General features: G+C 66.0%; 14 protein-coding genes. 3 read left to right on the top strand and 11 right to left on the bottom strand.

What is annotated here, in order from left to right:
• The first annotated feature begins 48 nt into the window (after positions 1–48).
• A complete protein-coding gene (locus WFP39_RS03435) occupies positions 49–1815 on the top strand; it encodes a monovalent cation:proton antiporter-2 (CPA2) family protein (RefSeq protein WP_336917735.1) in 1767 nt (588 codons plus the stop codon).
• On the opposite strand, the gene WFP39_RS03430 is transcribed toward WFP39_RS03435, so the two are convergent.
• The 8 genes from WFP39_RS03430 to WFP39_RS03395 all read right to left on the bottom strand — a co-directional run bounded on the left by WFP39_RS03430 (position 1812) and on the right by WFP39_RS03395 (position 9990).
• Positions 1812–3146 carry a sensor domain-containing phosphodiesterase gene (locus WFP39_RS03430; protein ID WP_336917734.1) on the bottom strand — a complete coding sequence of 445 codons (1335 nt, stop codon included), beginning with the start codon at positions 3144–3146 and terminating at the stop codon, positions 1812–1814. The genes WFP39_RS03435 and WFP39_RS03430 overlap by 4 nt on opposite strands.
• Positions 3147–3226: 80 nt before the next feature.
• Complete coding sequence (locus WFP39_RS03425) at positions 3227–3745, bottom strand: GNAT family N-acetyltransferase (RefSeq protein ID WP_336917733.1); 519 nt, start codon at positions 3743–3745, stop codon at positions 3227–3229.
• Positions 3742–4653, bottom strand: a complete 912-nt coding sequence (locus tag WFP39_RS03420) for an RDD family protein (RefSeq protein ID WP_336917732.1) — start codon at positions 4651–4653, stop codon at positions 3742–3744. Before WFP39_RS03420 ends, WFP39_RS03425 begins: the two co-directional genes overlap by 4 nt.
• Entirely contained in the window at positions 4650–5711 is a 1062-nt protein-coding gene (locus WFP39_RS03415; RefSeq protein WP_336917731.1) for a stage II sporulation protein M, read from the bottom strand. Before WFP39_RS03415 ends, WFP39_RS03420 begins: the two co-directional genes overlap by 4 nt.
• Positions 5711–7060 carry a DUF58 domain-containing protein gene (locus WFP39_RS03410; protein WP_377923239.1) on the bottom strand — a complete coding sequence of 450 codons (1350 nt, stop codon included), beginning with the start codon at positions 7058–7060 and terminating at the stop codon, positions 5711–5713. The genes WFP39_RS03415 and WFP39_RS03410 overlap by 1 nt, the downstream gene beginning before the upstream one ends.
• A gap of 1 nt (position 7061) precedes the next feature.
• On the bottom strand, positions 7062–8024 hold the full coding sequence (locus WFP39_RS03405; RefSeq protein ID WP_336917730.1) for an AAA family ATPase: 963 nt from the start codon (positions 8022–8024) through the stop codon (positions 7062–7064).
• Positions 8021–9319, bottom strand: a complete 1299-nt coding sequence (locus WFP39_RS03400) for a DUF4350 domain-containing protein (RefSeq protein ID WP_336917729.1) — start codon at positions 9317–9319, stop codon at positions 8021–8023. The genes WFP39_RS03405 and WFP39_RS03400 overlap by 4 nt, the downstream gene beginning before the upstream one ends.
• Positions 9316–9990 carry a hypothetical protein gene (locus tag WFP39_RS03395; protein WP_336917728.1) on the bottom strand — a complete coding sequence of 225 codons (675 nt, stop codon included), beginning with the start codon at positions 9988–9990 and terminating at the stop codon, positions 9316–9318. The genes WFP39_RS03400 and WFP39_RS03395 overlap by 4 nt, the downstream gene beginning before the upstream one ends.
• Positions 9991–10097: 107 nt before the next feature.
• Between WFP39_RS03395 and WFP39_RS03390 the strand changes: the two genes are divergently transcribed.
• Complete coding sequence (locus WFP39_RS03390; protein ID WP_336917727.1) at positions 10098–11666, top strand: tryptophan halogenase family protein; 1569 nt, start codon at positions 10098–10100, stop codon at positions 11664–11666.
• Between the two features lie 4 nt (positions 11667–11670).
• On the opposite strand, the gene WFP39_RS03385 is transcribed toward WFP39_RS03390, so the two are convergent.
• Complete coding sequence (locus tag WFP39_RS03385; protein ID WP_336917726.1) at positions 11671–12564, bottom strand: prephenate dehydratase; 894 nt, start codon at positions 12562–12564, stop codon at positions 11671–11673.
• A 175-nt stretch (positions 12565–12739) separates the two neighbouring features.
• On the opposite strand from WFP39_RS03385, the gene WFP39_RS03380 reads away from it, so the two are divergent.
• Positions 12740–13357: a c-type cytochrome gene (locus WFP39_RS03380; RefSeq protein WP_336917725.1), complete on the top strand. Its 618-nt coding sequence runs from the start codon at positions 12740–12742 to the stop codon at positions 13355–13357.
• A gap of 62 nt (positions 13358–13419) precedes the next feature.
• On the opposite strand, the gene WFP39_RS03375 is transcribed toward WFP39_RS03380, so the two are convergent.
• Both WFP39_RS03375 and WFP39_RS03370 read right to left on the bottom strand, forming a co-directional pair.
• Positions 13420–14118: an RlmE family RNA methyltransferase gene (locus WFP39_RS03375; protein ID WP_336917724.1), complete on the bottom strand. Its 699-nt coding sequence runs from the start codon at positions 14116–14118 to the stop codon at positions 13420–13422.
• A complete protein-coding gene (locus WFP39_RS03370) occupies positions 14118–15389 on the bottom strand; it encodes a Ppx/GppA phosphatase family protein (RefSeq protein WP_336917723.1) in 1272 nt (423 codons plus the stop codon). The genes WFP39_RS03375 and WFP39_RS03370 overlap by 1 nt, the downstream gene beginning before the upstream one ends.
• Positions 15390–15447: the final 58 nt, after the last annotated feature.

The following is a 15447-nucleotide window of genomic DNA, read 5'->3' as shown; positions in this document are numbered from 1 at the left end:
GGCACCTGCTTTCGGGCATGACGAGAGCGCATCACGCGCGGGGGGTAAATGGAACAGCACGCGGGCAATTTGTTGCATGACGGGGTGCTGATGCTGGGCTTTGCCTTGGCCTTTGTGCTGCTTTTCCGCCGCCTGGGGCTGGGCGCAACGCTTGGCTATCTGGTGGCGGGCGTGGTTATCGGGCCGCAGGTGCTGGGCCTGGTGGGCGGGGCGCAGGAAAAGGTTGCCTTTGCTGAACTTGGCATCGTGATGCTTCTGTTCATCGTGGGGCTGGAACTCAACCCCGCGCGGCTGTGGAAGATGCGCCACGAGATTTTCGTGCTGGGCGCCGCGCAGGTTGCCGCCTGCGGGCTGGCGGTGACGGCCACGGTGCTGGCCTTGACCGGCTTTACCGCAGAGGCCGCGCTGGCGATCGGTCTGCCGCTGGGGCTGTCCTCCACCGCGCAGGTGCTGCCTATGCTGCAATCGGCGGGCCGCCTCAAAACCCCCTTTGGTGAACGCGCCTTTGCCATTCTGCTGTTTCAGGATCTGTCGATCATTCCCCTCTTGACCATCGTGTCCGCGATGAGCCGCAACCCTGCCGATGCGGCGGGCCCGACCGGCTTGATGCTGGCGCTGCTGACCGTGGTGGCGATTGTCGGGCTCGTCGCCACCGGGCGTTTCCTGATCCGGCCGCTGTTCCGGCTGATCGGCGGTCTGGGCGAGCGCGAACTGTTTGTGATGGCGGCCCTGTTCACCGTGATCGCCAGCGCACTGGTGATGGAACTGCTGGGCCTGTCCTTGGCGCTGGGCGCCTTCATTGCCGGGGTGATGCTGGCCGATACGCCATACCGCCACGAACTGGAGGCGGATATGGAGCCGCTGCGCGGTCTGCTGCTGGGCCTGTTCTTCCTCGCGGTGGGGATGATGCTCGATCTTGGCGCGATTGCCGAGCGGCCCGGCACGGTGATCGGCTTTGCCGTCCTGCTGATCGTCATCAAGACTGCCATCATCACCGTGCTGGGCCTGTGGCTGAAAATGGCCTGGCGCAGTGCGCTGGCGCTGGGTCTGCTGCTGAGCCAGGGGGGCGAGTTCGCCTTCGTGCTTTATACCGCCGCGCAGAAAGCCTTGCTGATATCCGATACAGCGGTCAGCGTGTTTGGCGCGGTGGTCACGCTGTCGATGGCGAGCACGCCGTTCCTGATGATGTTTGCGCGCCGCTTCCGCGCTGCGCCCGTTACCGCCGCAGTGGCGGGCGGAGAAGCCGCACCGCAGCCCGCCTTGCCGCGCGACCTGTCGGCCCGCGCCTTGGTTGTGGGTTACGGCCGCTTCGGCCAGACCACCGCGCAAGTGCTGGAAGCGGCGGGCATTTCGGTCACCCTGATCGACCGCGATCAGGAGCGCATCGATATTGCGGCCGAGTTTGGCTTCACCGTCTATTACGGCGATGGCACCCGGCTTGATCTGCTGCGGCAGGCGGGCGGAGCGGATGCGCAGCTGATCCTGTTCTGCATCGACAAGGATCAGGTGGAGCCCGATTATATCGAGGCCGTGCAGAAGGCCTTTCCGCAGGCGGCGATCTATGTGCGCGGGTATGACCGGCGCAGCGTGATGAAGCTGGCCCATGCTCCGCAGCGCTATGTCCTGCGCGAAGTGCATGAATCGGCGATCCGGATGGCTCTGCTGGGCCTGGATGCGTTGGGCCTTTCGGAAAGCGATATCGACCGCGCCGAAGACCTCTACCGCCGGCAGGACCGCGAACGCCTGCGCGCGCAGATCAACACGGGCGATTTGCGCGCGGCGCGTTACCGCCTGCCCGATCCCGAAGGCGGTTAGGCGCTCATCCCCCGCAAGGGCGGCAATTCATCGGTATCGGCCGGCATGGGGCGAATTTCATGCGGGGCGATGTCGGGCTCGTCCTCCCCATCTGTGATGCCCAGCAGATGCTGCTGTGCAGCGACCACGGGCAGCGGGCGGGCGAAGAAATAGCCCTGCCCAAAATCCACCCCTAACGCCGCCATCGCCGCGCGCTCCTCGATCGTCTCGATGCCTTCGGCCACCACCTTGCAGCCGATATCGCGGGACAACTGCACCAGCGCGCCGGTCAATGCGCGGCGGGCGGGATCGCGGTGGATGTCGCGGGTCAGCGCCATATCCATTTTCAGGATATCGGGCTTCAGATCGACAATATGCCTGAGGCCCGAATAGCCGGTGCCCACATCGTCGATGGCGATGCGCACTTTCTCTTTCAATCGCACCAGATGCCGGCCAAGCACGGCGAAATCGGTGACTTGTTCCTGCTCGGTGACCTCGATCACCAGCTTGGCGGTATCCACGCCTTCCAGCGCCTTTTCGACCGCGCCCGAAAGGATGGTGGACGGCGAGACATTGACCGCGGCATATTTGCCCGGCGGCAGATGGCTGATTGTCTCCAGCGCAGCGCGCACGGCGGCCATTTCCAGTTCGACGCCCAGGCCCACGCGGTTCGCATCCTCGAACCAGGCGTCGGGGCCGCGCCGCGTGGTGTTGGGGAAACGGGCGAGGCATTCGACACCCACCGGCTCGCCCGTATCGAGGGCATGGATCGGCTGGTGAAAGATCGTGATGGCGTGCCCATCGAGCATTTCGGTGATGCGTGCGCGCGTCTCGTCGAGTTCGATATTGTCGCGGATGCTCGCCTCGATCCGTTCGGCGGCCAGGCTGGCAAAGGCGCGCAGCACATGCATGTCGCGCACGCCCAGCGATCGGTCGGGCTGGCGACCCACCGCACAGAAGCTGCCCCATACGCGCCCGTCCGACAGCCGCAGCGGCAAGTTCAGATGGCAGCCCACGGGCAGGAAATCGGTGATGGCCAGCGTCTTGGCAAAGGGATGGTCGGATGCGTCCTGGATCAATTCGGGCAGGCGGCCTTCCAGAATGTGCCAGCAATAGCTGTCCTCGATCGGCTCGCGGAAACCGGCCCCCATCGGCAATTGCAGGTCGGTGCTGACATGGGTGAGCTCGCGCTGACCGTTCTCGACATAGCGCGAGACGAAGGCGATCTCCACGCCCAGATGGCCGCGCACCGCCGCCAATACGCGTTCGAGCGATTCGTCATGCAGCAATTCGTCAGCCAGCGGGCCGGTGGGAATACCGGGCGCGGGCAACTGGATTTCGGCAACGGCCATGCAAGGTCCCCGGATGTGATGGGACAGGCGATGCCGCAAATTCGCTAAATCGTCGTTAACCCAGCGCTCCCGACCATGGCTCAGAGACGCAGTTCGAGGAGGAATTCCTCGTCCCGGTGATTGCCAACCCAGAAATCGATATCGGCAATCTTGGCAAAGCCATAGCGGGCGTAAAACCGCTGCGCGCCGAAGTTTTCCGCCCATACGGACAATTGCACCGCATCCGCACCGCTTGCCCGCGCATGGTCCAGCGCCCAGTCCATCAGGGCCGCGCCAATGCCCTGCCCGGTCGTATCGGGCGCGGTGTAAAGCTGGCACAAAGCCATCGGGCGCGCCGCATCGGAGTGGTGGGCGTAGTCGCTGGGCTGGCGCATCTTGCAAAAGCCCAGCAGGCGGCCGCTCGCCGCGTCTTCCGCCAGCTGGTGCGTGTAGGCCGGATCGGCAATCTCGCCCGCCACCTTCGCCGGATTGTAGGCGGTCGCGAGAAAGGCGTTGAGATCCTCTGCCCGGTAAAGATGGGCAAAGGCGGCGCAGAAACTGTGGCGGCCCAGATCGGCCAGCGGCCCAGTATCGGCAGGGGTGGCGGGGCGCAGGATCATGCGGAAAACTTGTCTGCCTTGCGTTTGCCGAACCGCATGCCGCGTTCCAGATGCGCGCGCAAGGCGGCGTAGAAGGCTTCTAGGAATTCGCGTTCGTGCCCGGCGCCGGCATCCCAGCCGATCTTGCGGCAGATCGCCTTCGCCACTTCGCGCATCGCATCGGGATTGTTCTGCCGCAGCACGCCTTCCAGCACCTGCAATTCATGCTCGCCATAGACCGACAGTTCCGCCTCGCCAAAGCGGTAATCGGGCGGCGCGCCTGCGCTGACGGAAAGGGCGGAGGCCAGCTTCACGCGCGGCGCTTGCACCACCCAGGTGCCCGCCACCAGATCGCCTGCGCGCAAGCGATCCTTGTTGAACAGCGGGAACAGCATGAAGACAAGGAACCAGACGGTCGCGGCCCAGCCCATCACCCCGTCATTCGGCCCGTCGCTGTCGATCAGGCTGAACAGGAAACCTATCGGCAGAAACAGTTCAATATCGCGCAGCAGATTGCGCGCAATCACCGCCTCTGCCGTCAACCGCCCGCCATCGCGTGCGGCCACGCGAATGCCGATCAGCCGTTTGCCCGGCGTGGCACCGCGTGGGCCGAGTTCGAAGTAGAGGAAATAGCCATAGCGCGCGAACCAGAAGGCGAGGATGATCAGCACCACCACCAGTTCCACTGCCGGGCTGGGCGTGCCCGACATCGCCGCTTCCAAAACGCCAAAGCCGATTCCGGCAAGCGCGAGGATGATCGCCAGCGCGCCCAGAAACAGGAAGATGAGGTCGAGCACCAATGCGCCCGCCCGCGAACCCCACCCGGCAATCGTCAGCGGCAGGTTCAAGCCTTCGGGCGTGACCAGGTCGCGCATCCGGCGCGCCTCGCGCAATTGGCGTTTGGCCTGCATGGAAGCGGCGCTGCTCATGCCGGATCGACCTTTGCGCCCATTGCGCGGCGCGGCATCAGCAGGAAGTAAGCCAGCCAGAACGCCAGCATCACCAGCCCGATGGTCAGCCGCGCTTCGGATGTCTGCACCAATTGCCGCGCATAGCCTTCCAGCAGCCCCGCAATCACCAGCATCAGCACACAGCCCACCATCACCACGGCCGCGCGCCGCCCGCTGGCCGCCGCCGCATCCATAATCGACAGCTCGCCCGGAAAAGCCATGGACCGCCCGATATGCAGGCCTGCTGCGCCTGCCAGCAATATGGCAAACAGCTCGGTCGTGCCGTGCACGCTCAGCCATGCGGCAAAATCGAAGCCAAGGCCGCCCTGATGGAACAGCCACAGCATCGCGCCCAGCATTGCCATATTGTGCACCAGCAGCAGCAGCGTGGGGATGCCAAAGGCAAAGCCCAGCGCAAAGGCAAGGATGCACACGCCCGAATTGTTGGAAAACAGGCTCGCGGCAAACACGGTCAGCCCCTCGGCCCCCTCGGTGCCTTCCAGCGATTGCGCCAGCATTTCGGGGCTGGCACCGGGATGGCGGCCGCCCGCCATGCTATCGGGCACCAGCCGGTAATACCATTCGTTATCGCCAGCCACCAGCAGCCAACCGACCAGCGTGCCCGCCACCATCACCGCCAGCGCAATGCAGATGTCGAGCCACAGATCGCGCACCGCCGCGCTCCACCCGCCGCCAAAGAAGCTGCGCAGCCAGCGCAGGAAGCCGGTGCGCGGGCCGTAGACCTGAAACCATGCGCGCCGCACCAGCGATTCCAGATAAGCCAGCGTTGCGGCATCGAGCGAGGTTTCGCGCGCCACGGCCAGGCTGGAGGCGGCCTTGCGATACAGCACCGGCAGTTCGAGCAGGTCATCATCGGCTATGCGGCCGGGGCGGTTCTTTTCCAGCGCGGTGACGATGGATTCCAGCCGCTGCCAATCGCTTTGCCGTTCCAGCCGGAACCGGTCGGAACGCAAGGTTGCCGCCTCGATCGCCGGTGGCGCTTCGGCCTGCTTGCGTGAGAAAAGGTTCAGCGCCATCAGCCCACCGCCTCCAGCCTTTTGGCTTCCAGATAGCGGTCGATCAGGCGGTAACCGACCTGCTGCCACGGTGCCTCGATCACATCCACGCCAAGACGGCGCAGGCGTTGCAACACGATGGCGCGTTGATGCGCGAGACCCGCCGCCGCAATTGCGGTGGCGACATCGGCCACGCTGGCGGGCGCGGCGGCGACAAGGTCGTCCAGTTCCGCATCGCGCAGCGTGACGAAGATCACGAGGTGGTGGCGCACCAGCCGCTCCACACTTTCCACCATCAGTTCGGCCGATGTGGGATCGGTGAAATCGGAAAACAGCACGATCAGCGACCGGCGTTTCAGCCGTGCGGTAAGCGTCGCCAGCGCCAGCGTGAAATTGGGCTCGCGCGGCACATAATCGAGTTCCGCCGCGGCCGTTTGCAAGCGGTAGAAGCTGCGCGTTTCGGTGACGAAGGGCGTCAGCACGCTTGGCTTGTCGGCAAAGCCGAACACGGCCACCCGATCGCCACCCCTCAGCGCGACATACGCGGCGCTGAGCGCGGCCGAAATCGCCCGGTCGATGCGTGGCAGGCCGTCCACCGGCTCCACCATCGCCTGCCCGCAATCAAAGGCAAAGACGATCTGGTTGTCGCGCTCCGCCTCGTTCTCGCGGGCATAGAGCGCGGTGTGGCGGGCGCTGGCTTTCCAGTCGATCCGACGGCGGTCCATTCCAGCTTCGTATTCCGAAAGCGCTTCAAACTGCGTGCCTTCGCCGCGAATTCGCCGCGCGATGAGGCCGAACTGGGCATCGCGCAGGAAGCTTTGCAGCGCAGGCGAGCGGGTGGGCGCAAGGTCCGGCCAGACGCGCACTGCCTGTTCCAGATCGCGGCGCATCTGCCGCGCGCCCAGCCCCAGCGGCCCAGGCCAGCGCAGCCACAGCGTATGCAATTGCCCCGGCCCCCGGCGCGTGGGGGTGATCGTGCCGGTGCCGGCAAAGCGGCCCGCTTCTTCCACTCGGTCCAGCGCGAAGCTGGCCGCGCCGCCATCGCCCAGCCGCGCATCGAAGCCGAGCGCGACGTGCGGCGTACGGGATGAGCGGTAGCCGGCAATTTGCGCCTTCACGCTCAGCGGCAGGGGCTGCCCCACCTCCCCATCGCGCGGCACATCGAGCGCCAGATCCACCAGTCGCCCTGCCAGCCATCCGTCGATCACCGCCAGCAGCAGCAGCGCCAGCCCGGCCGCAGGCGCGACGATCCACGCGCCTGGCGCGGTTGCCGCCACTACCAGCGCAACAGGGGCAAGCAGCACCAGCAGCGCGAGCAGCCGCGCCGATGGCACGATGGGAAGGGCAGAAAGGCGGAAAGGCAGCTTCACCTCAGCGCGGCGCCTCGGTCTCGTCCACCAGCGCGGCGACCAGATCCTCGATCTGCCGCCCCTCGATTTCGGCGGCGGGGGACAGCAACAGCCGGTGGCGCAAGGTTGCGGTGGCCAGCGCCTTCACATCGTCGGGGATCACGTAATCGCGCCCTTCCAGCGCGGCGCGGGCGCGGGCGGCATTGGCGAGCAGCACGGCCGCGCGCGGCGACGCGCCACTGGCGATATCGGCATGGTCGCGCGTCGCGCGCACCAGCCGCACGGTGTAATCGACGATCTCGCGCGCCAGCGTCACCTGCGCCAGCGAAGCCTGCGCGGCCGCGATGCGCGCGGCATCGGCCACCTGCTCCACGCCGAAATCCTCCAGCCGGGGCGGGCCGGACAGATTGCCGAACCGCTCCACGATCCGCGCCTCCTCTTCCATGCTGGGGTAGGGCACGATCAGCTTGAACGCGAAACGGTCCAGCTGCGCTTCGGGCAGGGGATAAACCCCCTGATTCTCGATCGGGTTCTGCGTTGCCACGACCATGAACTGATCGCCCAGTGCGTAAGTCTCGCCGTCCAGCGTGACGCGCCGTTCCTGCATCGCCTCCAGCAGCGCGGCTTGCGTCTTGGGCGGCGTGCGGTTGATCTCGTCTGCCAGCAGCAGGTCGCAAAAGATTGGCCCGCGCGTCAGGGTGAAGGTGCTGGTCTGGAAATTGAACAGGTTGGAGCCGAGAATATCGCCCGGCAGCAGATCGGGCGTGAACTGGATGCGCCCGAAATCGAGGCCGGTCGCGCGCGAAAAGCACTGCGCCAGAAACGTCTTGGCGGTGCCCGGTGGCCCTTCGAGCAGCACATGGCCCCGCGCCACCAGCGCGATCAGCAGATGCTCGACCGCAGCCTCCTGCCCCACGATGGCCTTGGCCACTTCCGCCCGGATCGCCGCTGCCAGCGCGCGGGTATCCTCCAGCGTCATGCTCATTTTTCCAGCATCCTTTCGATTGTCTTGAGTGTCTGCGCCCCGCGCAGAATTTCGGCCGGGCGGCGTGCGGTGCGCATGGCTTCGGCTGCGGCGGCAAAGCCCGTCCCTTCCAGTCCGCGCGCGTGCAAGGCCGCGTCAATGGCAGCTTCGCGCGCAAGGGGATCGTGTTCCCGGATATTGAGCGCGCGCGCCAGCCGCGCAGCCACCAGCGCGGCATACGGCGCACCCAGCAGGCGCCAGCGCCGCGCGCGTTCGATCAGCGCAGCCGAATTGCGTGCCAGTTGCGCCTTGCCCGCACGCATTGCCGGCGCCTGTGCCAGCGGCGGGCCAAAGCGGCGGAAGGCACGCCATCCCACCACCAGCATCGCCAGCAGCAGGCAGATCGTGGCGGCAAGGAATGGCGGGCGGAAGGCAAGTGTCAGCAGGTTCTCGCTCGCGCCAAGGCCGGGCATGGTGAGGTCGAAGACGATGCCCACATCTTCGCCTTCCATCGCCAGTTCCACCAGCGCCACGGCGGCACGGGCGCGCGCCTCATCGCTCATGCCGTAATTGTTGAACAGGTCAGGTTCGGCCACCACGATCAGCGGAAAAAGATCGCCATCCTGTTCGTCTTCCGCCTCCTGGCTGAAGGTAATCTCTGCCGCCTCGGCCAGAGCGGGGTGCCATCCGCCCCGGTTCCAGTATCCGGCGAGCAGATCGCCTTCGGTATCGGTGATAAGCGGGATCAGTTCGTCATTGGGCAATTCGGTTATTGCCTGCACCAGTGCGCTGGGGAACCGGCCCGAAAGGCCCAGCCCGCGCCAGCTCACGCTTTCTCCTGTGGCAAGCGTCAAGGGGGCAAGGCTGGGCACCTGGCTGAACCACAACCCCGTGTAACCGGGGGCAAGTTCCACCCAATCATCTTGCGTGCCTTCGGGCGCATTGTCGGGCAGGGGGCGGCTTTGCCATTTGGGCAGGATCACGATGGTCGGTCCGGTGGTGCTGCGCGCCCACAACACGTCTTCCAGACGCTGCGGATCGGTATTGGTGCCGGGCGTCAGGATCAGCAGATCCTCGACCCTATCGACATCCGATTGCGCGCGGGTCAGGCGCACATCATGTCCGCGCCGCTCCAGCAATTGAACAAGGCCCGAATAGCCATCGAGCGCATTGGATCGGCCATGCGCGGTCACGCCCATGCGTTCGCCTGTCCACCCGGCGCCGATGGCATACAGGAACAGCAGGAGAGCGCCGCCGCCCACCAGCAGCAGGCCCAGCACGGCCTTGGCGCTGAACGGGTTGGCGCGGCGGCTCATCCGCGCGTCCCGGCTGTGATCGCCGAATAGCCCAGCGCGAACTGGGCATAGGAGGCGCGCGCTTCGTGCCAATCGTCCGCCGAAAGCTGGCGCAGCGCAAACAGGCTGCGCTCCACGCGCGCGGCGATGGTGGCAAAGGCATTGCGCGCCTGATCGGGCAAGGCAGGCAGGCCCGCCAGTTCGCGCGCGGTGACAGAGGGCGGCACCAGATCGGGCCGCGCCTCGGCAATCTGCGCGACCGAGCGTTGCAGCAGCAGATGCGTCGCCTCGTCAAAGCGGCCTTCGCTGGCCAGCCGGTCCGCCTCTTCCAGCAGTTCCCGCGCGTGGGCGGCATCGGGGCGGACATCCGCCTCGCCATTGTCGCTTTCCCGGCGGGCGAACACCGCGCCGCGCGCCGCACGCCATACGGCCAGCAGCACGATGGCGGCAAGCAGCGTGATCAGCACCCACATCACCACATTCCAGTTTTCCGCCACGGTGCGGCCCACCGGGCCCAGTAACCAGGCAATCCATTCGAACAGGTCGGCCAGCCAGCTCGATCCGGCGTCAGGCACGTCGAGCGGCTCGATCTGCACGGGGGCAAACTGGATGTCGCCATCCGCCCGCATGGCAGCCCAATCGCGCGAAAAAGCGCTGTCTTCCGGAAGGTTGGTCGCCGCAGGTCTGCTCACGCCGCGTGTGGTGGCATGGCTGGCGGTGCAAAGCAATTGCCACGGCTGCGGGCATTGGCTCTCGGCCCGGATTGCGCACAGCCGCGTCTCGCCGCAATATGGCGCGCATGACACAGATCGCCCCTGCTGAACATTTACCCCGGATCCCCGCCGATGAGGCCGTGCGCCGCGTGCTGGTGGTGGGCGGGGGATCGTCCGGCTGGATGGCCGCCACCCTGCTTGCCACCGTCCTTTCGAAGAAGGTGCGGGTCGAACTGGTCGAAAGCGAGGCGATCGGGATTGTCGGCGTGGGCGAGGCGACCATTCCGCCGATGCAGCAATTCAACCGCGCGGCGCAGATTGACGAGCGCGGCTTCATGGCCGCCACGCAGGGCACCTTCAAACTGGGGATCGAGTTTCACAATTGGGGACAGGTGGGCGACCGCTATCTGCATCAGTTCGGAAGGCCTGCGCGCGAGCTGGACGCGGTGGTGCCGATGCATCACTGGTGGCTGCTGGGCAGGCTCGCCGCCGCGCAGGACGGTGCACCCTATCCCGAATTCGACGACATGTTCATGGCCCGCGCCGCCGCGCGGCTGGATCGCTTTGCGCTCGCCGGAGCGCGCAAGGATCTGCCTGCCAACCGCTATACCCATGCGTATCATTTCGATGCGCATCTTTATGCCGCCCATCTGCGCAAGATCGCGGAAGGGCGCGGTGCGGTGCGCACGGAAGGGCGAATCGTCGATGTGGAGAGGGACGGGGAAAGCGGTTTTGTCACCGCCGTCGTGCTGGACGATGGCCGCCGACTGGAGGCCGATCTGTTCATCGATTGCACCGGCTTTGCCAGCCTGTTGCTGGGCAAGGCGCTGGGCGAACCTTTCGACGACTGGAGCCGCTATATCCCCTCCGACCGCGCGCTGGCCGTGCCATCCGCGCGGCCCGCAGGCGGCATCCGCCCCTACACGCAAGGGATCGCCCACGCCGTGGGCTGGCAATGGCGCATCCCGCTGCAGCACCGCACCGGCAACGGCCATGTCTTTGCAAGCGCCTTTTGTTCGGAGGACGAGGCGGAAGCGCGTCTGCTCGCCAATCTGGAGGGCGAGGCACTTGCCGATCCGCGCCTTATCAAGTTCACCACCGGCAGGCGGCAGCGCGCCTGGGTGGGCAATGTGGTGGGGCTGGGTCTGTCATCGGGCTTTCTGGAACCGCTTGAATCGACCAGCATCCATTTCGTCCAGTCCTCGCTCGAACGGCTGGTCCAGTATTTCCCCACCCGCGCAATGGATGCCGCGCTGCGTGATGCCTTTAACCGCAAGACGGCCGAGGAATGGGCCGACGTGCGTGATTTCATCGTGGCGCATTACCATCTGAGCGAGCGGGACGATTCCGAGTTCTGGCGCTATGTCCGCCATATGGAGATCCCCGACAGCCTGAAGCATACGCTGGAGGTGTGGCGCGCGCGCGGGATCGTGGATGTGTCGGGCGGGCACCTGTTCCAGCTGGGCAGCTGGTCATCCGTGCTGATCGGGCAGCGGTGCCTGCCCGGCGGCGTGCACGCGCTCGCCGACCGGGCCAGCCCCGCATATGCCGCCGAACAGATGCGCCGCATCGCCAGCGAATGCCGCGCGGCCGCGCAAGGCCTGCCCGCCCATGCCGATTTCCTGCGCGATTACTGCGCAGCGGAAACGGTCTGACCCCTCAACCCCGCTTGCGGGCCGAGCGGTAGGTCCCCAGCATCCGCACTTCCTTCGCGTGGAAAGCGAGTTCCTCCAGCGCGCGGTCGACACCCGGCTCGCCCGGCGCGCCCACAATGTCGCAATAGAACATGGTCGCGGCAAAGCTGGCGCCTTTCTGGTAGCTTTCCAGCTTGGTCATGTTGACGCCGTTGGTGGCGAAACAGCCCAGCGCCTTGTACAGCGCGGCAGGCACATTGTTCACCTCGAAAATGAAGGTTGTGATCGCCTCCTCGCCTGCCAGCGTTGCGGGGTCGAGCGGCTGCTGCGCCAGCACCACGAAGCGCGTGGTGTTGTCGGCGGCGTCCTCCACCCGGTCGGCCACGATGGAAAGGCCATAGAGGTCTGCCGCAATTGCAGGTGCAATGGCAGCGATCGACGGATCGCCCGCCTCCTTCACAAAGGCCGCCGCGCCTGCGGTGTCGGCATAGGCCATCGGCACGATACCCCGCTCGCGCAGGAAATGGCGGCTTTGCCCCAGTGCCTGCGGGTGCGAATAGGCCGCCTGAAACGGCCCCAGGCCCAGACCCATCAGCGCGTGATGGATGGCAAGGAAATGCTCGCCCACAATCGACAGCCCGCTTTCGGGCAGCAGGAAATGGATATCGGCCACGCGCCCGTGCTGCGAGTTTTCGATCGGGATAATCGCCGCGCCGGCCGCGCCGTTTTTCACCGCGTCGAGCGCATCCTCGAAACTGAAGCAGGGCAGCGGCAGGCATTCGGGCGCATATTCCAGAGCCGCACGATGCGAATTGGCACCCGGCGCGCCCTGAAAGGCCACGGCGCGCGCCGGATCAGCCGCCGCGGCGGCGCGCATCTTTTCCACCAGGTCGAGCGCGGGAGCAGGGAAGCTTTGCATGGGGGCAAGCGCCTATCGCCCGCAAGGCAGGGCGACAAGTGCAAATGATCGGCAATTCCCGCTACCGCTTTATGGGCATAGGGCCATGATCGCACTTGCGCCTTGCCGCTTGCCTTACTAGAGCGCCCGGAAACGGGCTTTTTGCCTCTGGTTCACTCTGGCAGATGATTCACCCATGACTGACCGTCTCAATACCATTTTCGGCTGGCTGCTGTTTGCCGGTGTCGTCGCGCTGCTGCTGCGTTTCGTGGTGGGCCTGATCATTCCCGATCCCGAACGGCCGGAAAATCTGGGCTATGTGATCGAAGGCGTGGAAGCCGGCGGCGCAGCCGAAGGGCCATCGCTTGCAGCGCTGCTCAACACCGGTGATGCGGCTGCGGGCGCGGCCAGTTTTGCCAAGTGCGCGGCGTGCCACACGATCGAACAGGGCGGCGCAAATGGCATCGGGCCGAACTTGTGGGCGATCATGGGCCAGCCGGTGGGCCAGCACATGGCGGGCTTTGCCTACTCCAGCGCGCTGTCGGGCCATGGCGGCGTCTGGGATTTCGAAAATATGGATGCCTGGTTGAAGAGCCCGCGTGCCTTTGCCAATGGCACCAAGATGAGCTTTGCCGGCCTGTCCGATCCGCAGGAACGTGCCAATGTGATCCTCTATTTGCTCTCGATGGGCGGTGGTCCGGCGATCCCGCCGCCTCCCGCCGCGGAAGAAGAGGCAGTGGAAGGCGAGGCTGCGGAAGTCGAAGCCGGAACCGAGGGTGAAGCAGCACCGGCCGAAGAAGCCGCTGCCGCCTGAGCCGGTAGACCCTTCCAGTCACGCGAAAAGGCCGGGTGCAAACCCGGCCTTTTTCGTATCTTCTATCCGTGATTCTCCGGCTCGTCCGGTTCGGCAGTGGCACGTCCCTTGAACCCCTCTGCAATCACATACCATTCGCTGCTGCCCTTGCGGCTGGCAGGCGGCTTGGCATGTTTGACGCTCCGGAAATGCGATTTGAGCAGGGAGAGCAGTTCGGTATCGGTGCCGCCCGCCAGCACCTTGGCGACGAAGGCCCCGCCGGGCGCCAGATTCTCAATCGCGAACCACGCACCCGCTTCCACCAGCGCCATGGTGCGCAAGTGATCGGTCTGCTTGTGACCCACCGTGTTCGCCGCCATGTCCGACAGCACCAGATCGGGCGGACCGTCGAGCGCGGCGGTCAGCAGGCCCGGCGCCTTGTCGTCCATGAAATCCATTTGCAGGATGGTCACGCCATCCAGTGGCTCTGTTTCCAGCAAGTCGATGCCGACAATGACTGCCCGCGGGGCAAGCTTGCGCACGACCTGCGCCCAGCCGCCTGGCGCGATGCCCAGATCGACCACGCGGGTGGCGCGTTTCAGCAAGTCGAAGCGTTCGTCCAGCTCGATCAGCTTGTAGGCGGCGCGGCTGCGATAACCATCGGCCTTGGCGCGCTTGACATAGGGGTCGTTCAATTGGCGTTCGAGCCACTGGGTGGAGCTTTGCTTGCGCCTGCGGTTGCTTTTGAGCCGCCGCGTCGAATCCTGTCCTGCACGCGCCATTACGGAATCTTTCGGCCAAAGGCGGCGGCGTTGCGCGCGCCGGCCAGATCGGTTGACATCAGCGATCGCAATATGCCCTCGCGGATACCGCGATCGGCCACGCCCAGCCGGGGCGCGGGCCAGATGTCGAGTATTGTTTCCAGAATGGCGCAGCCCGCCACCACCAGATCGGCCCGTTCGTGGCCGATGCAGGACAATTGCCGGCGTTCCTCTGGCTCCATGGCCGAAAGGCGGGCGGAGATGCTGCGCATCGCCTCTGCCGGCACGATCAGCCCGTCCACCGCGCGTCGGTCATATTGCGGCAGATCGAGATGCAGGCTGGCGAGCGTCGTCACCGTCCCGCTGGTGCCCAGCAGCCTGAGATCGGGTGCGCGGTGCGGCGCCAGCCGCTCGGCAAACGCACGGAAGCTGTCATGCACCAGCGCCTTCATCCGGGCATAGCGGGCAATGCGGTCGCCGGGCGCGGTGCCTTCCTCTCCCACGGTTTCGGACAGCGAGACAACCCCCCAGGGCACGCTCTGCCAGTCGAGGATGCGCGGCGGGCCCGCCACTATTCCGCGGCGCGCGGTCTTGTCCGGCTCGATCAGCACCAATTCGGTGGAGCCGCCGCCGATATCGAATATGACCGCCGGGCCGGGGCCATCTTCCAGCAGAATATGGCAACCCAGCACGGCAAGGCGCGCCTCCTCCTCGGCGCTGATGATGTCGAGCGCTATGCCGGTCTCGGCGCGCACGCGGGCGATGAATTCAGGCCCGTTCTCCGCCTGCCGGCAGGCTTCGGTGGCGACCGAGCGGGCAAGATGCACATTGCGCTTGCGCAGCTTGTCGGCACAGATCCGCAGCGCGCCAACCGCGCGGTCCATTGCCGCGTCACTCAGCCGGCCCGATTGCGCCAGTCCTTCGCCAAGCCGCACCACGCGGCTGAACGCGTCGATCACCACGAAGCCGTCATCACACGGCCGCGCGATCAGCAAGCGGCAATTATTGGTGCCTAGGTCGATTGCGGCATAGGCCTGCCGCAAGCCGGGGGAGCTTTCCGGTGCGCCGGTAGGCCGGACAGCAATTTGCGGGGCGCGCGCAGCGGCAGGCGACAGCGCAAAGGGGCCTGGGGGCAGGGGGCGTCCGCCGGCGCTGTGGCTGGCCTTGCCGAACCTGCTTTTGCCGGTATGCGGGCGCTTCTTGCCGGGCTTGGCGGAAGGGCGCGCACCGCGCCTGCCCCTTGGTCCACCGGCCCTGTTGCTGCGGCCGTCCGGCGGAATCTGATCCGCCATGAAATACTCACTTGCTCTGCAAAACCCGCCACATCGGAGCGGAACCTGCCACGTGGTT

Source organism: Alteraurantiacibacter lauratis (assembly GCF_037154155.1).
Lineage (GTDB): Bacteria > Pseudomonadota > Alphaproteobacteria > Sphingomonadales > Sphingomonadaceae > Alteraurantiacibacter > Alteraurantiacibacter lauratis.
This window is presented reverse-complemented; position numbering and strand designations above follow the sequence as displayed.